Here is a 19,045-nt window from a genome sequence, read left to right as displayed (position 1 = left end):
AAGCATGAGTTCGATTCCAGCCCCCAAGCTCGAACTGACCGACGACGAATGGCGCAAGCGGCTCAACCCCGCTGAGTACGCGGTACTGCGCGAAGCCGGCACCGAGCGGCCCTTCACCGGCGAGTACACCGACACCAAAACCGAAGGCGTCTACGCCTGCCGCGCCTGCGGTACCGAATTGTTCCGCAGCACAGAGAAATTCGAGTCTCATTGCGGCTGGCCGTCATTCTTCGACCCGTCGCATTCCGAGGCCGTGATCCTGCGGCCGGACGACACGGGCGGCATGCACCGGGTGGAGGTGCTGTGCGCGAACTGCCACAGCCACCTCGGCCACGTGTTCAGCGGCGAGGGCTACCCGACGCCGACCGACCAGCGGTACTGCATCAATTCAATATCACTGAAGTTGGTTCCGTCGCAGGAGTAGCCGGCGGCTAGGTGGCCGCGCCGTCGGCCCGCCGCTGGACCAGACGCAGCACTTCCTCGGGCGAGACGGGCGGCCCGTAGAAGAAGCCTTGGCCGATGTCGCATCCCAGCTCACGCACCAGCGCCGCGGTCGCGGCGTCCTCGACACCCTCTACCACCACCGTCAGATCCAGCACATGCGCAAGGTCGACCACGGCGCGCACCACCGCCGCCGCCCGGGCGTCGGCGAGGATCGGCGCGACGAAGCTGCGATCCAGCTTCACCTCGTCGATCGGCAGGTCCCGCAGATACGACAGCGCCGAGTAGCCGCTACCGAAGTCGTCGATTGCGATTCGAATCCCGTTCTGCCGCAATTGCTCCAGCACCGCGCGTGTTCGCTCCGAACTGTCCAGGAACAGGTCTTCGGTGATCTCGACCGCCAACGCGGCCGAGCGCAGGCCACGATCACTGAGCTCCTTGGCGATGATCGCCGGCAGGCCGGCGTTCGCCATCGACGGGGCGAACACGTTCACCGCGACCGGCACGTCGACGCCCGCGCGATGCCAGACCAGCGCGTCATCGAGGGCCCTGGTGATCACCAGCTGGGTGACCGGGCCCATCAGACCGTGCCGGCGGATCAGGGGCAAGAACTCCTCGGGCGCCAGCGCGTCCCCGCCAGGCTGTGGCCAGCGCAGCAGCCCCTCCACGCCGACCATCTCAGCGGTACGCAGGTCGAACTTCGGCTGGTAAGCCAAAGTCAGTTCGGCCCTGTCGACGGCCTGCCGCAGCTTGCCGAGCAACAGGACCGTCCCGACACCGCCGCCATCTGATATGGCCGCAGGCGCACCGAACACCTGGACGTCCGCCGCCTCGTCCAGCAAGTGCATGTCCGGGTTGTAGACCTGCACACCGCGAAACCGCGACCGTTTGGCCGAATACATCGCGGTGTCGGCCCGCCTGAGCAATTCCTCGGCGGCCAGGTGTGGTTCATTCGAGTCGGCCACGGCCAGCCCGATACTGGGCCGCATCAGCAGTTCGTGACCGCTGAGCTGGAACGGCTCCTCGAAGGCCTCGACGATGCGGGCGCCCACCCGCTCTGCCGCCTCGGCACCGCCGTCGACCAATAGCGAGAACTCGTCGCCACCCAGCCGGGCCACCGTGCCGCTCCCCCGAACGCAGTTGCGTAATCGCCGGCCCACTCCGATCAGCAGGTCGTCACCGACCAGATGGCCAAGGGTGTCGTTGACGAGCTTGAAATCATTGAGGTCGACGGAAACGACCGCCAGTTGCAGACCTTCGCGCTCACGCAATTGCATTGCGTAGGTGAGGCGTTCGTTGAACAGCGCGCGATTGGCCAGTCCGGTCAGCGGGTCGTGCCTCGCCTGGTCGGCAACCGTGGCCACCAGCCGCCGGTCCTCCCTGACCGCCAGGAACTGGCGGGCAAGGACGGCCACCGCCAGGATGCCCGCCGCGATGATGACCGGCCGGGTCTTCAGAACCGGCACCGGTTGAGCGGCCGTCACGAACCCCGCCACCAGCAGCGGCGCGTACGGCAACCACACCGACGTCCAGCCCGGAAGAACGAACGCGTCGCGCTGACGCTCGGTGCCTTCGTGACCGGCTGTCGCAGCCACCGTGATGAGCAGTAGCCCGGCCGCCCAGCCGATATCGATCATGTTGCCGGACCTATAGCGGTTGCCGACGGCCAGATATGCGAACCCGCTGTCCGAGAACGCAAAGCACACCACTCCGGCGGTCAGCAGGGTCAGCGAAAGCCGATGATCGTCACTGGCCCTCACCAACACGACCGCGGCGACAGTCAGGATAGTGATGTCGAAAATCGGATAGGCCAGCGAGATAGCGAACCCGAGCCGATTGGGCGTGTCCGCCAGGTAAAGCGGACGCAGGATGATCACCCAGCTCACCAGGAACAACGACAGCGCCACGATGATCCCGTCGAGGACCAGCCGCCCCCGCGACTGGGTGCCCTCGACCGGGAACAGCAGTAGTGCCAGGCAGCCTCCCACCGGCAGCGCCAGATAGCCGGCATCCGCAATCGAGGGGAACGGCACTTCGGGCAGCTGTAACTCATAGTGCGTCCAGATGACTTGGCCAAGCCCCCAACCCAACAACCCGACGGTCATCGACAACCAGGCCAGTCGCATCCGGCCCTGCATCGTTCGGGTCGCCACAGCGCAGAACACGGCGGCGGTAATCGTCAGGGCGATGGGCACCAGATCAACAATCACGCGAAACGGCGTGCCAGTTGCCCGGCCGGCCAGAATAAACAGGACATAGCCGACGAACACGAGGGCTGCGCCGACGGCGACATGGGAAGTCTTGAGCATCGTGGCCTTTCCCCCTCGGCCCCGAACGTACACCTAGCGCATCAGCTCGATCTGCGGAACGTCGGAGTCACCCCAGCGGCAGGAGCCCTCCCGGACCGAACAGCCCAATGTCTGGCGGTCGCCGTCATTTTGACACTTCGTCAAGATCTCGACCAGCTCGTCAGAAGCCAGCGGCGCACTGAAGTAATAGCCCTGCCCGATGTGACAGCCATGCTGGCGCAGCCAGTCGGCCGTTCCCGCGGTCTCGATGCCCTCGGCCACTGTGGTCAGCCCCAGCTCGTCGGCCAGGTTGAGCACCGCGCGCACCACAGCGGCCGCCCGTTGGTCAGCGGGAATGGGTGCGATGAAGGTGCGGTCCAGCTTGACCTCGTCGACGGTAAGGTCGCGCATATAGGACAACGCCGAGTACCCGCTGCCGAAATCGTCGATCGCAATCCGAATACCGTTCTCCTGCAACTGATTCAGAACAGACTTGGTGCGATCCATGTTGTCCAGGAACAAGTCTTCGGTGATCTCGACAGTCAGCTGGGACGGGCTGATGTTGCGGCTGGCCAGCGACTTGGCGAACGTGCCGGGTAGGCGCAGATCGGCCATCGACGGCGCGAACATGTTGACGGCGATGGGCACCGTGAGGCCCTCCGTGCGCCAACGCAATACGTCATCGAGTGCGGTATTGACCACCAAATCGGTGATCGAGCCCATCAGCCCGTAGCGGCGGACCAACGGAAGAAACTCGTTGGGCCCCAGCAGGCCCCGTTTCGGATGCGGCCAGCGCACCAGCGCCTCAACACCCACGATCGAGGCCGTGTGCAGATCGAACTTCGGTTGATACACCAGAGTGAGTTCGAACTGGTCGATGGCCTGACGCAGCTCACCCAGCAACCGAATCGTGCTCGCACCGCTGCGGGCCACCCGCAACGGCCCGCTGGCGAACAGGTCACTGTCGGGCGCCTCGGCCAGCAGCATCTCCGCGTTGAAGAGGTGCACGCCCCCGGTGCGGGACCGCTTGGCCGAATACATCGCGATATCGGCCCGCTTGAGCAGGTCCTCGGCCATCAAGTCGGGTTCACCAGAATCGGCGACCGCGAGCCCGACACTGGGCCGGATCAACAGGTCCTGGCCGTCGACGATCAACGGCTCGTCGAACGCCTCCACCACCCGGTGGGCGACCAGCTGCGAATTGTCCACCCGGCCCTCGATCAACACGGCGAACTCGTCACCGCCGAGGCGCGCTACCGTGTCGCCGGCCCGCACGCAGCCGGCGATCCGATCGGCGACCAGGCTGAGCAGTTCGTCGCCGACTGGGTGACCGAGGGTGTCGTTGACCACCTTGAAGTCGTCGAGGTCCATGACCAGAACACCGACCGACATGCCATCGCGCTGCCGCATTTCCATCGCGTGGTTGAGGCGATCACGGAAGACGGTCCGGTTGCCGACACCGGTGAGCGGATCACGCAGCGCCTGCTCGGCCACCCTGGCTAGCAGGATGCGATTCTCGAACATCACCAACAGCTGGCGCCCGGCGAAGGCCAGCAGCAGCACCACCCCGATCGCCGGTATCGGCCCGGACTTGATCTCCGCGGGCGACTGGCTGAATACCGCCAGGCTTGCCAACAGCGCCGGGATGAACGGCAGCCACACCGAGGTCAGCGAAACCGGTTGTGCAGTGGCCGTTTCCCGATGTGCGAAGCCCCGACCGGTGATGGCCGCGGCGATGAAGAGCGCCAGCCCCACCAGCCAGCCGATGTAAACGAACTGCGTGCTTCGCTGGTATGTCGCCATCAGGTATACGAAGGCGCCGTCGGAGATCGCAATCCCCAATATGCCCAGTGTGAGCAGGATCAGCGTTAGGCGCTGACCGCGTTGACTGCGCGCCACCACCAAGACTCCGATGGTGAGAACCGCGGCATCCAACACCGGGTAGCTGACCGAGACCGCCACGTGGAGGCGATCCTTGGGCGCCGAATTCCACAGCTTGTCCAGCACCACGGCCCAGCCGACGATGGTGAACGACCCGGCCACGATCAGCCCGTCGAGAATGAGCCGGGTCCGCGACGTGCGGCTGAGCCCTGAGGACAGCAGCAGCAGCGCGATCGCGGTGGCGATCGGGAGCACCAGATAGGCGGCGTCGGCCAGCGACGGGTACGGGTGCTTGTAGTTGACGAGTTTGTAGACGCGCCAGAGGACAGCACCAAGGGTGAACGACGTGAGCCCGGTCGCCAGAATGACCCACGCGAGGCGCACCCGCCCACGGGCGGATCGCGCGGTCGAGGTCGCCGCGACCACCGCCGCCACGGCGACCACGATCATGACGTTGTCGGTATTGGCGAAGAATCGAACCGCTGCGCCGGTCGACCATCCGACAACAGTCAGCACAGCGTCGATGAGAAGGACAGACGCGATAAGGCCGGCGACCAAGGCTATCGACTGCGTCGGCCTAAGCCCTCTCAATCGGGCCTCCCGATCGTCTCGGCCGCGGATGATCACGGCCAGGCAATCGTAGCGAACGAGTTGTTCAGTCGACGGTGTTTACCTGCATCGTCGCCACCCTAGGGCAACTTGGCGACCAACTCCTCGACACCGACCCGAGGACCGGTGAAGAACGGGATCTCTTCGCGCACATGGCGACGAGCTTCGGTGGCCCGCAGATCCCGCATGAGGTCGACAATGCGGTACAACTCAGGGGCTTCGAACGCCAAGATCCACTCGTAATCGCCCAACGCGAAAGCCGGCACGGTATTGGCGCGCACGTCCTTATAGCTGCGGGCGGCCATCCCGTGGTCGGCGAGCATCTTGCGGCGCTCGTCATCGGGTAGCAAGTACCAGTCCAGTGAACGCACGAACGGGTAGACGCAGACGTAGTTGCCCGGCTCCTCGCCGGCAAGGAACGCCGGCACGTGGCTCTTGTTGAACTCGGCCGGCCGGTGCAACGCGACGGCACTCCACACCGGCGAGACGGACCGGCCCAGCGTAGTGGTGCGGCGGAAGTCGCTATAAGTGGCCTGCAGCGTCTCGATCCGCTCGGCGTGCGTCCAGATCATGAAATCGGCGTCGGCACGCAGACCGGCGACATCGTAGAGACCGCGCACCACTACGCCGTTCTCCTCCTGCTGCTTGAGGAACGTGGCGGTCTCGTCGACGACGGCGGCACGGGATTCTTCGTCGTACCCCAGCTCACCCGGTTCCGCCGCGAACACCGAGAACATCACGTAGCGGATTGTGGCGTTGAGCTCGTCGTAGTCCAGTTTGGCCATGGCACCCATGGTGCCATGCGCGGATACGACTATTGACCGATGGTGGCGGCCACCACAGCCTCGGCCGCTCGACCCGCCACCGCCACGCAGGCGGGCACCCCGATGCCGTCGAGATAGTTCCCCGCGATCGCCAACGTGGGCGGCAGGTCCGTCCGCAGTCCCGCGGTCAGATCGCGGTGTCCTGGGCCGTACTGCGGCATCGCATCCAGCCAGCGGTGCACCAGAACATCCACCGGATCGATGGCGATGCCGAACACCGTCAACAGGTCGGACACCGCCCACGCTCGCAGGTCGGTATCGGAGGTGTTGCGTGCCACCTGATCGCCGAACCGGCCGAACGACAGCCGCAACAACTCGGCGTTACCGCGTGCCCCCCACTTGCGAGTGGACAGGGTAATTGCCTTGGTGCGCAAGCGCTCTCCGCTGGCCACCAGCACACCCGACTGCTGCGGCAGCGGCGTGCCGCCGGGGACCGCCAGCGCCAGCACCGCCGCGGATGCGACCGGAATCCGGGCGGCTGCCGCGGCGGCGTTCGGCGCGATCTCGGTGAGCAGAGGCGCCAGCCTCGGCGCCGGTACGGCCACGATCACCGCGTCGGCATGCCAGTGCGAACCTTCGTCATCGCGCAGACTCCAGCCCTTCGCGGCGGGCGCGATGTGCTGCACCGAGGTTTGTATCCACCGCAGCCGGCTGCGGGCCACCAATTCGTCCAGCAGCACCTGGTAGCCGCCCTCGATGGCGCCGAACACCGGGCCGGCCGTGCTGCCGGGCAGCGCGCGCCGCCCGGCGTCGGTGAGGCTGGCGGCGCCGGCGTCCAGGGCGGCGGCCAGCGTCGGCGCCGCGGAGCGGATGCCGATGGTGGCCGCCGAGCCGGCGTAGACGCCGGACAGCATCGGGTCCACCGAGCGGGCCACCACCTGCTCGCCGAACCGGTCGGCGACGACGGCGCCGACGGCCGGGTCGGTGCCGGCCCGCCAGTTCAGCGGCCGGTTGGGTTCGGCGGCCATCTGCGCGAGCGTCGCGTCGTCGACCAGGCCGGTCACCGAGCCCGCTGAGGTCGGGATGCCGTTGACGGTGTCCGGCGGCAGCGGGTGCATGCGGCCCTGGCTGTAGATCGTGGGCCGGACGCCGGTGGTGCTGATCTGACGGCCGGCCAGGCCGAGCTCGGCCAGCAGTGCGGGTACTTCGGGGCGGCGCACCACGAATGCTTCCGCACCGATGTCCATTAGCTGGCCGGCGAGACGCTCGGTGCGCAGGATGCCGCCCAGCCGGTCGGCCGGGTCGAACACCGTGATGTCGGCGTCAGCACCGGCCAGCACGCGCAATCGGTAGGCCGCGACCAGACCCGAAATGCCGCCCCCGACAACGCAATACTGTTTGGTCACAGCGAATGCACTAAGCCGACCAGATCTGTCAGCACGCCAGGGTCGGTGCCCGGCAGCACGCCGTGGCCGAGGTTGAAGATGTGCCCGGCAGCGCCGGCGTCGACCGCCAGCCAGCCGTCATCGACCACCGCACGCGCCGCACGCTCGACCGCCGGCCAGCCGGCCAACAGCACGACGGGGTCCAGGTTGCCCTGTAAGGCCACGTTCGGACCGACGCGCAGCGCGGCGTCGGCCAATGAGGTGCGCCAGTCGACACCGACGACGGTGGCACCCGCCTCCCCCATCGCGCCGAGCAGTTCAGCGGTCCCGACGCCGAAATGAGTCATCGGCACCCGATAATCGGCCAGCGCTGCGAACACCCGGGAACTGTGCGGCAGCACATGGCTGCGGTAATCGGCCAGCGACAATGTGCCCGCCCAGGAGTCGAACAACTGGATGGCGTCCACCCCCGCGTCGAGCTGCACCTTCAGGAACGCGATGGTCACATCGGTGAGCAGCCCCATCAGCGCATGCCAGGTCGGCGGGTCGGCCAGCATCATCGCCTTGGTCCGCTCGTGCAGCTTGCTGGGCCCGCCCTCGATCAAGTACGACGCCAGTGTGAACGGGGCGCCGGCGAAACCGATCAGCGGAACGTCACCGAGCTCGGCCACCAGCAGGCCCACCGCGTCGGAAATCGCGCTGACGCGCTGCGGTTCAAGGCCTTTCATCGCGTCCACATCTGCTGCGGTGCGCACCGGGTGGTCGATCACCGGACCGACGTCAGGCACGATGTCCAGTTCGATGCCCGCGCCGCGCAGCGGGACGACGATGTCGGAGAACAGGATCGCCGCGTCGACCCCGTGCCGGCGGATCGGCTGCATAGTGATCTCGCACACCAGCTCCGGGTCGAAGCAGGCCTGCATCATCGTGTTCTTGGCCCGCAGTTCGCGGTACTCGGGAAGGGAGCGGCCGGCCTGGCGCATGAACCACACCGGGACACGGCTGGGTTTGCGCCCGGTGGCGGCGGCCAGGTAGGGCGCCTCGGGCAGCTGACGACGGGTACTCATCGCGTCCATGGTCCCACGAGCCCGCGGGCCCAGCCCACGAGCCCTTAGTCGCCAGATGGCACCAAATCGGCGCGCCTGCCCCCTCCACCTCGACGATAGGGCTAGCGTCAATTGCCGTGACCACTGCGGAACCGGCGCAATTCCGCGAGGCGGTGGCGGCAATGAACACCGCCGAGGTACGGCCGGAGATCGAGCTCGGTCCGATCCGCCCACCTCAACGTCTCGCGCCCTTTAGCTATGCGCTGGGCGCGGAGGTCAAGCACGCCGAGACCGAAATCGTCCCCGAGCAGGCCGAAGGTGACGCGTTCGGTCGGCTGATCCTGCTCCACGACCCCGACGGCTCAGAGGCGTGGGACGGCACCATGCGCCTGGTCGCCTACATCCAGGCCGATCTGGACTCCAGTGAGGCCGTCGACCCGCTGCTGCCCGAGGTGGCCTGGAGCTGGCTCATCGACGCCCTGGAGAGCCGCGCCGAACACGTCACCGCCCTTGGCGGCACCGTCACGGCCACCACCTCGGTGCGCTACGGCGACATCTCCGGTCCGCCGCGCGCTCATCAGCTCGAGATGCGCGCGTCGTGGACGGCCACCACCATGGCACTCGACACCCATGTCCAGGCGTTCTGCGAGGTGCTCGAGCACGCCGCGGGCCTGCCGCCGGTGGGAGTGACAGATCTGGGTTCCCGCTCCCGCGCCTGACATGCCAGAACCCGATGATGATGACGCCGCAGCCGCGGTGTCCGACACCCCAGCCGACGACGCCCCCGAGGCGACTCCCCTGCTGTGCCCGGCCGAGGGCGTGCCACCGCTGTCGATCAGCGTCGACGAGATCGCCCGGGCGGCAGAGCAGCTGGCCAAAGGCACCGGCCCGTTCGCCGTCGACGCCGAGCGGGCGTCAGGCTTCCGCTACTCCAACCGCGCGTACCTCATCCAGATCCGGCGCACCGGCGCCGGCACGGTGCTCATCGACCCGGTCAACCACGGCAACAGCCCGATCGACGTGCTGCGACCGGTGGCCGACGTGCTGGCCACCGACGAGTGGATTCTGCATGCCGCCGACCAGGACCTGCCCTGCCTGGCCGAGGTCGGGATGCGTCCGCCCAGTCTGTACGACACCGAGCTGGCTGGGCGGCTGGCCGGCTTCGAGCGGGTGAATCTCGCGGCCATGGTGCAGCGCTTACTGGGGCTGGGACTGGCCAAAGGCCACGGTGCGGCGGACTGGTCCAAGCGCCCGCTGCCCGACGCGTGGCTGAACTACGCCGCCCTGGATGTCGAAGTGCTCGTCGAACTGCGGGATGCGATCGCGGGCATACTAGCTGAGCAACACAAAAGCAGTTGGGCCACAGAGGAATTCGAGTATCTCCGATGCGCCGATCCAACACCCACGCGGCGTGATCGGTGGCGGCGGACGTCTGGCATCCACAAGGTCCGCAACCGGCAGACGCTGGCTGCGGTCCGGGAGCTGTGGACGGTGCGCGATCAGATCGCCCGGCGTCGCGATATCGCGCCGGGCCGGATCCTGCCCGACTCGGCGATCATCGCGGCCGCGGTGGCCGACCCCAAGACGATCGAGGACCTGACGAAGCTGCCGATTTTCGGCGGACACAAGCAGCGCCGCAGCGCGAATGTCTGGTTGGCCGCGCTGGAGTCGGCCCGCACCAACCCGGAGCCACCGGACACCGCGGAGCCGCAGAACGGTCCGCCGCCTGCGGTCCGCTGGGCCAAACGCAAGCCCGAGGCCGCCGCCCGGCTGGACGCCGCGCGGGCAGGGCTGTCCGAGCTCTCCGAAAAGGTGAATGTCCCCACCGAGAACCTGGTCTCCCCGGAACTCGTCCGCAGGCTGTGCTGGGACTGGCAGGACAGTGCCGACGCCAGCACGGCGATCGAGAAGGTCCTGCGCGACGGCGGGGCCAGGGAATGGCAACGCACGCTTGTGGTTCCGGTGCTGGCCGCAAAGTTGGACCCCGCACCGCAAGTGCAGAACTAGTCGAGGTGTTCGCTGGTCTGATGCTCGTCAGCATCGAGCGCGCCCAGCGCGGCCACCCACCCGGTGACCTGACGAGCGATGTGCTGCTCGGTCAAGCCCACTGATTCGAGCACCTCGCCGCGCGCGGCATGGTCCAAGAACTGTTGCGGCACAGCCACATCCCGGCAGGGAACATCGATCTCGGCGGCGCGCAGCGTAGCCGAGACCGTCGAACCCACCCCACCGCGCACGCCGTTGTCCTCCAGCGTGACCACCAGCTTGTGCGACTCGGCAAGGGGCGCAACCGCATCGGGCACCGGAATCACCCAGCGCGGATCGACGACGGTCACACCGATCCCCTGATTGCGCAGCCGCTGGGCGACTTTGAGCGCCATCGACGCGAACGATCCCACCGCGACGAGCAGCACATCGTTACCGAGACCGTCGGTCGGACGTGCCAGGATATCGATACCCGAGATCCGTTCGAGCGCGGGAATGTCCTCGCCCACTTCACCTTTGGGGAAGCGAATGGCAGTCGGGCCGTCGTTGATCTCCAGCGCCTCACCCAGCTCCTCGGTCAGCCGGGCGCCGTCACGCGGCGCGGCCACCTGGATGCCGGGAACAATGTTGAGTAGCGACAGGTCCCACATACCGTTATGGCTGGCGCCGTCATTGCCGGTGATCCCGGCCCGATCGAGCACCATGGTGACCGGGAGTTTGTGCAGAGCAACGTCCATCATCACCTGGTCGAACGCGCGGTTGAGGAACGTCGAATAGATGGCCACCACCGGGTGCAGCCCACCCATCGCCAGGCCCGCCGCCGAGGTCATCGCATGCTGCTCGGCGATCCCGACGTCGAACAGCCGGTCCGGGAAGCGTTCCCCGAACGCCGACAAACCGGTCGGGCCGGGCATCGCCGCGGTGATCGCCACGATGTCGCGCCGCTTGGCGGCATAAGAGATCAGTGATTCGGAGAACACCGAGGTCCAGCCGGGCGCCGAGGACTTCGTCGCCAGCCCGGTGTCGGGGTCGATCACCCCGCAGGAATGCATCTGCTCGGCCTCGTCGTTCTCGGCCGGCGCATAGCCCATGCCCTTGCGGGTCACCACGTGCACGATCACCGGGGCGTTGAAGCCTCTGGCGTGCCGCAAGGCGGTCTCCACCGCGTGCTCGTCATGCCCGTCGATCGGGCCCACGTACTTCAGGCCAAGGTCGGTGAACATCACCTGCGGAGACAGCGCGTCCTTGATGCCGGCTTTCACGCTGTGCATGGCCTGATAGCAGGCCTCGCCGACGACCGGCACGCCGCGCACCGCCACCCGGCCGCGCTCCAGGAATCGTTCGTAACCCGGCTGCAGCCGAAGCCCGGCCAGGTGATCGGCCAGCCCGCCGATGGTCGGGGCGTAGGAGCGGCCGTTGTCATTGACGACGATCACCACCGGGCGGCGGGCGGCGGCGATGTTGTTCAGCGCCTCCCAGCACATGCCGCCGGTCAGGGCGCCGTCGCCGACCACCGCTACCACATGGCGGTTCCGATGGCCGGTCAGCTCGAAGGCCTTGGCCAACCCGTCGGCGTAGGACAGTGCCGCCGAGGCGTGGCTGGACTCGACCCAGTCGTGCTCGCTTTCGGCGCGAGACGGGTAGCCCGACAGGCCCTCTCGCTTGCGCAGCGTGTCAAAGTCGGCCGCGCGGCCAGTGAGCATCTTGTGGACGTAGGCCTGGTGCCCAGTGTCGAAAAGGATAGGGTCGTGCGGAGAGTCGAAGACCCGGTGCAGCGCCAGCGTCAGCTCGACGACACCGAGGTTCGGCCCGAGGTGTCCGCCCGTGGCCGCGACCTTGTGAATCAGGAACTGGCGAATCTCGGCGGCCAGATCGGTCAGCTGCGCTTGGGACAGGTGTTGCAAATCGGCTGGGCCGCGAACCTGTTCGAGCATTCGGCCAGTCTACGCACCCGTACGTAGATCAGTCCTGATGAGACTCGTAGATGTCGGGCACACCGTCGTGGTCGCGATCGTCGTTCTCCAGCTGCCACACCGTGCGGTAATGCCGGTTGCGCAGCCGCAATACGACCGCCGCCAACGCGGCAGCCAGCAAACTTCCGGTGAGGACCGCGACTTTGACGATGGCGTGGCGTTCGGAGCCAGGATCGTAGGCCAATTCGCCGATCAGCAGGGATACCGTGAAACCGATCCCGGCCAGCATCGAGATGCCGAACACGTCGACCCAGCGCAATGCCGAGTCGAGGCTGGCACGGGTCAGCTTGGCCAGTGTCCAGGTGGTGCCGAACACCCCGATCGTCTTGCCGGCCACCAGGCCAAAGACGATCCCCATCGCAATCGGATCACTCAGAGCTGTGACCAAACCGTGATAGCCACCGAACGTCACACCGGCGGCGAAGAACGCGAACACCGGCACCGCGAAGCCCGCCGACAGTGGCCGCATCCGGTGCTCGAAGTGCTCGGCCAACCCAGGTCCGGCGTCGGGACCGCCGTCCGCCGCGCTGCGCAGCACCGGCACCGTGAACCCGAGCAGCACCCCCGCCACCGTCGCATGCACCCCCGATTCATGAACGAATGCCCAGGTGAGCACACCCAATGGGACGAGCAGCCACCAGGAACTGATCCGGCGCTGCACGACGATCGCGAACAGCGTCAACGGGATCACTGCGATCAACAGCGCAACGACGTTGATCTTGTCGGTGTAAAACACCGCGATCACGGTGATCGCCAGCAGATCGTCAACGACGGCCAGCGTCAGCAGAAACGTCCGCAAGGCACCCGGCAAGTGGGTGGAGAGGACGGCCAGCACGGCGACCGCGAACGCGATGTCGGTGGCCGTCGGGATGGCCCAGCCGCGGCTCGCGCCGCCGCCCTCGGGCAGCGTGAAGGCCACGAAGATGGCCGCGGGTGCGACCATGCCGCCCACCGCGGCGGCGATCGGCAGTGCGGCGCGGCCCGGGTCACGCAGATCGCCGGCAACGAACTCCCGTTTGAGCTCCAGTCCGACGACGAAGAAGAAGATCGCCAACAGCCCGTCGGCCGCCCAGCCGCCCAGGCTCAGATCCAGGTGCAGGCCGAGCCGGTCCGTGCCGACGTGGAGGTCGCCCAGCCGGCCATAGGCCGCCGACCACGGTGAATTGGCCCAGACCAACGCGATCGCGGCGGACAACAGCAGCAACGCCCCGCCCACGGTCTCCTTGCGCAGGATCGAGGAGATCCGCGACGTTTCCGACCACGACCCCCGGGCGAATAAGGCGTGACGCATCTCACCTCACCAGCAGCGCGACACACTCGACGTGGTGCGTCAGCGGGAACGAGTCGAACACCCGGATCTGCTCGACGGTGTAACCGTGCCCGCGGTACAGGCCGATGTCGCGGGCGAACGCCGCCGCTTCGCAGCCGATGTGGATCACCCGCGGCACCCCGGCGTCGGCGAGAAGGTCGATGATCTCGCGCCCAGCCCCCGACCGAGGCGGGTCCAGGACGGCGATGTCAGCGCCCGCCTGCTGGGCGGTCAGCGCCCGGCGCACCGAATCGGTGAGCACCTCGACGCCCGGCAGGTCGGCCAATGCGGCGCGTGCCGCCGCGGAGGCGGCGCGTGAGGTGTCCACCGTCAGCACGCGGCCATCGTTGCCGACCGCTTCGGCCAGCACGGCGGCGAACAGACCAGCGCCGCCGTACAGATCCCACGCTGTGCGCCCCGCAATGTCCTGCGCCCAGCCGGCCACCAGCGCGCTGTAGGTCGTCGCGGCGTCGCGGTGCGACTGCCAGAACCCGGTGACCGGAACTCGCCAGGCCCGCTGCCCCACCCGCTGCACCGCGTCGAACTCGCCCTCGGCGCGGTGACCACGCCGCTGCTGACGGTTGTTACACACAACGTGGCGGGTGCCGTCGTCGTCGGCGACGACGTGCACCTGATCACCCGGCTTCCAGCGTGATCCCTCCAGCCCGTCGACAAGCCCGTCGAGCAACTGGCCGCAGCGTAGGTCAGTGACCAGTTCGGCACTGTGATAGCGATGAAATCCCGCGTGGCCGCCCGCATCCACGGCCAGCCGCACCCGGGTGCGCCAGCCACGGGCAGCGCCGTCACCCAGGGGTTCGGCCACCCCGTCCCAGGTGAAGTCACCGAGCCGGGCCAGCTGGTTGGCCACCACCTGTCCCTTGAGCACGCGGGCCGCCTCGGGGCTGGCGAAGGCCAGGTCACAGCAGCCGGCCTTGCCCACACCGGCGATCGCGCACTGCGATTCCACCCGGTCCGGCGACGGTTCGAGAATCTCGATTGCCTCGGCGTGCCAATAGGATCCGCGGTCACCGGTCACCCGGGCGCGCACCACCTCGCCGGGAAGTGCGTAGCGGACGAACACGACCCGCCCCTCATGGCGTGCCACACAGCTGCCCCCGTTGGCGGCCGAGCCCGTTGTGAGCACCAGCTCGACCGCATCCCCCTGATCCACTATCGCGTCACTCCAAGAACCCTCGGCGCACGTCGCCTGGTGCGTTCTGCGCCTCCAAATCATGCACCCGTTCCGACGAATTAAGTTGCCATGGAACAGAAGTCACCATCACGTTGGGCATGAACAGCAGCCGCCCCTTGAGCCGCAACGCACTCTGGTTGTGCAGCACCTGCTCCCACCAGTGCCCGACGACGTATTCCGGGATGAACACCGTCACCACCGTGCGCGGGGCTTCCTTGCTGATCCGCTTGACGTAGTCCAGTACCGGGCGGGTGACCTCCCGGTACGGGGAGGCAACAACTTTCAGCGGGACAGTGATGTCACTGTCCTCCCACTTATGCACCAGCTGGCGGGTCTCGGAATCGTCGACGTTGACGGTGATCGCCTCGAGCACGTCGGGCCGGGTGGCCCTGGCGTAGGACAACGCCCGCAGCGTCGGCATGTGCAGTTTGGAGACCAGCACGACGGCGTGGTTGCGGCTGGGCAAGATCACCTCGCCCTGCTCGGCCTCTTGCTCGGCCAGTTCACGGGCCACCGTGTCGTAATGCTTGTGGATGGCCTTCATCAAGACGAAAAGGCTTGTCATAGCCAGGATTGCGATCCAGGCGCCGGCGACGAACTTGGTGACCAGAACGACGATGAGGACGGCCCCAGTGGCGATGAAGCCGATGGTGTTGATCACCCGCGAGCGCATCATGTGCCGGCGAACCCGCGGGTCGGTTTCGGTGCGCAGGTGCCGCGTCCAGTGCCGAACCATGCCGATCTGGCTGAGCGTGAACGACACGAACACCCCGACGATGTACAGCTGGATCAGCGCGGTGACTTCGGCGTTGAACGCGACGACGAACGCGATCGCAGCCGCCGCGAGGAACAGGATGCCGTTGGAGAAGGCCAGCCGATCGCCGCGGGTGTGCAGCTGGCGCGGCAGGTAGCGGTCCTGGGCCAGGATGGAGCCCAGCACCGGGAATCCGTTGAACGCGGTATTGGCGGCCAGCACCAGGATCAGCGCGGTGGCACCGGCGATGAGCCACAGACCCAAGGGGAAACCGGCAAACACCGTCTCGGCCAGCTGGGCCACCAGCGTCTTCTGGTGGTAGTTGGCCGGCGCCCCACCGAGCTGCTCGTCCGGCCGTTCGGCGATCTTCACACCGATCTTGGTCGCGAGCACGATAATGCCGATCAGCAGGGCGACCGAGATCGTCCCCAACATCAGCAAGGTGGTGGCGGCGTTCTTGGACTTGGGCTTACGGAACGCCGGTACGCCGTTGCTGATCGCCTCCACACCGGTCAGCGCGGCACAACCCGACGAAAACGCCCGCGCGACAAGGAACACCATCGCGAAACCCATGACGTCGCCGTGCTCGGAGTGCATCGAGAACTTTGCCGACTCGGCCTGCAGATCGTCGCCCAGCACGTAGATCCGGAAGAAGCCCCAGATCAGCATGATGAACATGCCGACGATGAAAGCGTAGGTCGGGATGGCGAACGCGGTGCCCGACTCGCGGATGCCGCGCAGGTTGGCCGCGGTGAGGATCACGATGGCCACGACGGCGAACGCCACTTTGTGCTGGGCGATGAACGGGACCGCCGAGCCGATGTTCGACATGGCCGACGCCATCGACACCGCGACGGTCAGCACGTAGTCGACCAGCAGGGCGCTGGCCACCGTCAGGCCGGCCGTCGGCCCCAGGTTGGTGGTCACCACCTCGTAGTCGCCGCCGCCGGAGGGATAGGCGTGCACGTTCTGCCGGTAGGAGGCCACCACCACGAGCATGACCAGCGCGACCATCACCCCGATCCACGGCGCCATCGCGTAGGCCGACAGGCCCGCCACCGAGAGCACCAGAAAGATTTCCTCGGGCGCGTAAGCCACCGATGACATGGCGTCGGAGGCGAAGACCGGCAAGGCAATGCGCTTGGGCAGCAGCGTGTGACTCAGCTTGTCGCTGCGGAACGGCTGCCCCAGGACCAGCCGACGGGCGGCGGTCGAAAGCTTAGACACGAGTGCCAAGAGTAGGCCCATGGCGGTTTGGCTGTAGCGTTCCCCGTACGGTCGTTGTCCGCACACATGGGTCAGGCACTTCGCGGCCCGGGTTCGCTGCGGGTCAACGCGCGACAAAGCCGGGAGGACGCCAGGTGCGGGTAGTGGTGATGGGGTGCGGCCGTGTCGGCGCGTCGCTGGCCGACGCGCTGTCGCGGATCGGCCACGAGGTGGCCGTCATCGACCGGGATGCGACGGCGTTTCACCGGTTGTCGCCGGACTTCTCCGGCGAACGGGTGCTGGGCATGGGATTCGACCGAGAAGTGCTGCTGCGCGCCGGGATCGAGGACGCCGACGCGTTCGCCGCGGTCTCCTCTGGCGACAACTCGAACATCATCTCGGCTCGAGTGGCCCGCGAGACATTCGGGGTGCAACGGGTCGTCGCGCGGATCTACGACGCCAAACGTGCCGCGGTCTACGAGCGCCTCGGCATCCCCACGGTGGCGACCGTGCCCTGGACCACCGATCGGCTGCTGAACGCCCTCCTGCGCGACACCGAGACGGCCAAATGGCGGGATCCGACCGGCACGATGGCCGTCGCCGAGGTGACCCTGCACGAAGGGTGGGTCGGGCATCGGCTGACCTCCCTCGAGGAGGCCACCGGCGCACGGGTCGCGTTCGTGATCCGGTTCGGCACCGGCATCCTGCCCGAGCCCAAAACCGTCGTCCAGGCCGGCGATCAGGTCTACATCGCCGCGGTATCGGGGCGCGCTGGCGAAGCGCTGGCGATCGCCGCGTTACCGCCCGGCCCGGACGTCGGAGAGGGGCACTGAGATGGGCGACAAACGGCTCAAAGTGGCGATCGCCGGGGCGGGTGCGGTCGGCCGCTCGATTGCCCGCGAACTGCTCGAGAGCGAGCACGAGGTGACGCTCATCGAGCGCAATGCCGAACATCTGGACGTCGACGCGATCCCGGCCGCACACTGGCGGCTCGGCGACGCCTGCGAGATCAGCCTGCTGGAGTCGGTACACCTGCATGATTTCGATGTTGTCGTGGCCGCGACAGGCGATGACAAGGCGAATGTGGTGCTGTCCCTGCTGGCCAAGACGGAGTTCGCGGTGTCGCGCGTGGTGGCCCGGGTCAACGATCCCCGCAATGAGTGGCTGTTCGACGACTCATGGGGCGTGGACGTCGCGGTGTCCACGCCGCGGATGCTGGCCTCGCTGGTGGAAGAGGCCGTCGCGGTGGGCGATCTGGTGCGGCTCATGCAGTTCCGCCAGGGCCACGCCAACCTCGTCGAAATCACCCTGCCCGACGACACGCCGTGGGGCGGACGGCCGGTGCGCAAGCTCATCCTGCCGCGCGATGCCACGCTGGTGACGATCCTGCGCGGACCGCGGGTGATCGTGCCGGAAGCCGACGAACCGCTCGAAGGCGGCGACGAGCTGTTGTTCGTCGCGGCGCCAGAGGTGGAAGACGAGCTGCGCCGAACGGTGCTGTCGGCCTCTACGGGCTAGCGGGTCGCCGGGGGCGGGCCGTCCCGATCCTGGCAGGCGGCCAGCGCTGCCGGCGATGGCGCGGACCGTTCCCGCACGCTATCTCGGATTCCCACCGCCGACACGGCTGCGGCGATCAGAAGCAACACCGCGGTGACCATCGTCCCGCGGTGAAAGCCGCCCACATCAATTGCGCCACCGACGATGACAGCGGTGCAGGCGATGGCGATCAGACCCGCAACGCGGGCCACCGCGTTGTTGATCGCAGACCCGATCCCACTTTGGCCAGGGTCGACCGCCGCCAGGACCGCGGCGGTCAACGGTGAGACCGTGACCGCCAAGCCGATGCCGAACAGGACCAGCCCCGGCACCGTCTGCAACCAGATGTCGCCGGTCGTCACCGCCATCAGCACGAAACCAGCCGCGGCGATCAAAGGCCCGACAGCCATGAATCGGCGGGGTCCGTACCGGCCGGCCAGCCCGCCGAAGCGGGCAGCCAGTAGCAGCGACAAGATCGGCACCGGCAATGTCGCAAGCCCGGCTTGGGCAGGCGACAGCCGCCCGGTCTCCTGCAGGTACAGGGCAATGAGCACCTGCCCCAGCGAGACGCCCGCGTAGAGAAACATCGTGGCGAGGTTGCCCACCGCGAAGTTGCGCGCAGCGAATATGCCGGGGGGCAGCATCGGCGCGGCGTTCCCACCAGCCGAACGCGAT

Annotated in this window: 15 protein-coding genes; 5 read left to right on the top strand and 10 right to left on the bottom strand. The window is 67.4% G+C overall.

All coding sequences use genetic code 11. The annotated features are described in order from the left end of the window. The first annotated feature begins 4 nt into the window (after positions 1-4). The gene (gene msrB, locus G6N38_RS22975; protein WP_163750293.1) at positions 5-424 is read left to right on the top strand and encodes a peptide-methionine (R)-S-oxide reductase MsrB; all 420 of its coding nucleotides are present in this window, start codon (positions 5-7) and stop codon (positions 422-424) included. Between the two features lie 7 nt (positions 425-431). On the opposite strand, the gene G6N38_RS22970 is transcribed toward msrB, so the two are convergent. From G6N38_RS22970 to hemE, 5 genes are all read right to left on the bottom strand, one after another. Next, positions 432-2,750, bottom strand: coding sequence for a putative bifunctional diguanylate cyclase/phosphodiesterase (locus tag G6N38_RS22970; protein ID WP_163750292.1), 2,319 nt, complete (start codon positions 2,748-2,750; stop codon positions 432-434). 33 nt (positions 2,751-2,783) lie between these two features. Beyond that, a complete protein-coding gene (locus G6N38_RS22965) occupies positions 2,784-5,126 on the bottom strand; it encodes a putative bifunctional diguanylate cyclase/phosphodiesterase (RefSeq protein ID WP_163750291.1) in 2,343 nt (780 codons plus the stop codon). A gap of 173 nt (positions 5,127-5,299) precedes the next feature. Next, positions 5,300-6,004, bottom strand: coding sequence for a hydrogen peroxide-dependent heme synthase (hemQ, locus tag G6N38_RS22960; protein ID WP_163750290.1), 705 nt, complete (start codon positions 6,002-6,004; stop codon positions 5,300-5,302). Positions 6,005-6,033: 29 nt separating this feature from the next. Then, positions 6,034-7,389 (bottom strand): protoporphyrinogen oxidase, encoded by a 1,356-nt coding sequence (locus tag G6N38_RS22955; RefSeq protein ID WP_163750289.1) that lies wholly within the window; start codon positions 7,387-7,389, stop codon positions 6,034-6,036. Then, entirely contained in the window at positions 7,386-8,435 is a 1,050-nt protein-coding gene (gene hemE, locus G6N38_RS22950; protein ID WP_163750288.1) for a uroporphyrinogen decarboxylase, read from the bottom strand. The genes G6N38_RS22955 and hemE overlap by 4 nt, the downstream gene beginning before the upstream one ends. 161 nt (positions 8,436-8,596) lie before the next feature. On the opposite strand from hemE, the gene G6N38_RS22945 reads away from it, so the two are divergent. Beyond that, entirely contained in the window at positions 8,597-9,133 is a 537-nt protein-coding gene (locus tag G6N38_RS22945) for a DUF3000 domain-containing protein (protein ID WP_246228090.1), read from the top strand. A 1-nt stretch (position 9,134) separates the two neighbouring features. Then, the gene (locus G6N38_RS22940) at positions 9,135-10,421 is read left to right on the top strand and encodes a ribonuclease D (protein WP_163750286.1); all 1,287 of its coding nucleotides are present in this window, start codon (positions 9,135-9,137) and stop codon (positions 10,419-10,421) included. On the opposite strand, the gene dxs is transcribed toward G6N38_RS22940, so the two are convergent. Genes dxs through G6N38_RS22920 form a run of 4 tightly spaced genes read right to left on the bottom strand, consistent with a single transcriptional unit; the run spans position 10,418 to position 16,864 of the window. Continuing rightward, entirely contained in the window at positions 10,418-12,334 is a 1,917-nt protein-coding gene (gene dxs, locus G6N38_RS22935) for a 1-deoxy-D-xylulose-5-phosphate synthase (protein ID WP_163750285.1), read from the bottom strand. The two genes, G6N38_RS22940 and dxs, sit on opposite strands and share 4 nt — an antisense overlap. A gap of 28 nt (positions 12,335-12,362) precedes the next feature. Next, on the bottom strand, positions 12,363-13,664 hold the full coding sequence (nhaA, locus tag G6N38_RS22930) for a Na+/H+ antiporter NhaA (RefSeq protein ID WP_163750284.1): 1,302 nt from the start codon (positions 13,662-13,664) through the stop codon (positions 12,363-12,365). A 1-nt stretch (position 13,665) separates the two neighbouring features. Next, a complete protein-coding gene (locus G6N38_RS22925) occupies positions 13,666-14,916 on the bottom strand; it encodes a class I SAM-dependent RNA methyltransferase (protein ID WP_163750283.1) in 1,251 nt (416 codons plus the stop codon). Further along, positions 14,861-16,864 carry an APC family permease gene (locus tag G6N38_RS22920; RefSeq protein ID WP_179968440.1) on the bottom strand — a complete coding sequence of 668 codons (2,004 nt, stop codon included), beginning with the start codon at positions 16,862-16,864 and terminating at the stop codon, positions 14,861-14,863. Before G6N38_RS22920 ends, G6N38_RS22925 begins: the two co-directional genes overlap by 56 nt. A gap of 125 nt (positions 16,865-16,989) precedes the next feature. Here G6N38_RS22920 and G6N38_RS22915 point away from each other — a divergent pair, with 125 nt between their 5' ends. Both G6N38_RS22915 and G6N38_RS22910 read left to right on the top strand, forming a co-directional pair. Next, complete coding sequence (locus tag G6N38_RS22915) at positions 16,990-17,667, top strand: potassium channel family protein (protein ID WP_163750281.1); 678 nt, start codon at positions 16,990-16,992, stop codon at positions 17,665-17,667. Between the two features lies 1 nt (position 17,668). Then, positions 17,669-18,352, top strand: a complete 684-nt coding sequence (locus G6N38_RS22910) for a potassium channel family protein (RefSeq protein WP_163750280.1) — start codon at positions 17,669-17,671, stop codon at positions 18,350-18,352. On the opposite strand, the gene G6N38_RS30830 is transcribed toward G6N38_RS22910, so the two are convergent. After that, positions 18,349-18,957 carry an MFS transporter gene (locus G6N38_RS30830; protein ID WP_246228088.1) on the bottom strand — a complete coding sequence of 203 codons (609 nt, stop codon included), beginning with the start codon at positions 18,955-18,957 and terminating at the stop codon, positions 18,349-18,351. The two genes, G6N38_RS22910 and G6N38_RS30830, sit on opposite strands and share 4 nt — an antisense overlap. Positions 18,958-19,045: the final 88 nt, after the last annotated feature.

This window comes from Mycolicibacterium helvum, from assembly GCF_010731895.1.
Lineage (GTDB): Bacteria > Actinomycetota > Actinomycetes > Mycobacteriales > Mycobacteriaceae > Mycobacterium > Mycobacterium helvum.
The sequence above is the reverse complement of the archived record's forward strand: the minus strand, read 5'-3'. Positions and strand labels throughout refer to the sequence as shown.

What these genes read in the sequence shown, in the direction of transcription:
- msrB (WP_163750293.1), top strand. Translation starts at nt 5, where the DNA reads ATGAGTTCGATTCCAGCCCCCAAGCTCGAACTGACCGACGACGAATGG.
- G6N38_RS22970 (WP_163750292.1), bottom strand. Translation starts at nt 2,750, where the DNA reads ATGCTCAAGACTTCCCATGTCGCCGTCGGCGCAGCCCTCGTGTTCGTC.
- hemQ (WP_163750290.1), bottom strand. Translation starts at nt 6,004, where the DNA reads ATGGCCAAACTGGACTACGACGAGCTCAACGCCACAATCCGCTACGTG.
- hemE (WP_163750288.1), bottom strand. Translation starts at nt 8,435, where the DNA reads ATGAGTACCCGTCGTCAGCTGCCCGAGGCGCCCTACCTGGCCGCCGCC.
- G6N38_RS22945 (WP_246228090.1), top strand. Translation starts at nt 8,597, where the DNA reads ATGAACACCGCCGAGGTACGGCCGGAGATCGAGCTCGGTCCGATCCGC.
- G6N38_RS22940 (WP_163750286.1), top strand. Translation starts at nt 9,135, where the DNA reads ATGCCAGAACCCGATGATGATGACGCCGCAGCCGCGGTGTCCGACACC.
- dxs (WP_163750285.1), bottom strand. Translation starts at nt 12,334, where the DNA reads ATGCTCGAACAGGTTCGCGGCCCAGCCGATTTGCAACACCTGTCCCAA.
- nhaA (WP_163750284.1), bottom strand. Translation starts at nt 13,664, where the DNA reads ATGCGTCACGCCTTATTCGCCCGGGGGTCGTGGTCGGAAACGTCGCGG.
- G6N38_RS22925 (WP_163750283.1), bottom strand. Translation starts at nt 14,916, where the DNA reads ATGATTTGGAGGCGCAGAACGCACCAGGCGACGTGCGCCGAGGGTTCT.
- G6N38_RS22910 (WP_163750280.1), top strand. Translation starts at nt 17,669, where the DNA reads ATGGGCGACAAACGGCTCAAAGTGGCGATCGCCGGGGCGGGTGCGGTC.
- G6N38_RS30830 (WP_246228088.1), bottom strand. Translation starts at nt 18,957, where the DNA reads ATGTTTCTCTACGCGGGCGTCTCGCTGGGGCAGGTGCTCATTGCCCTG.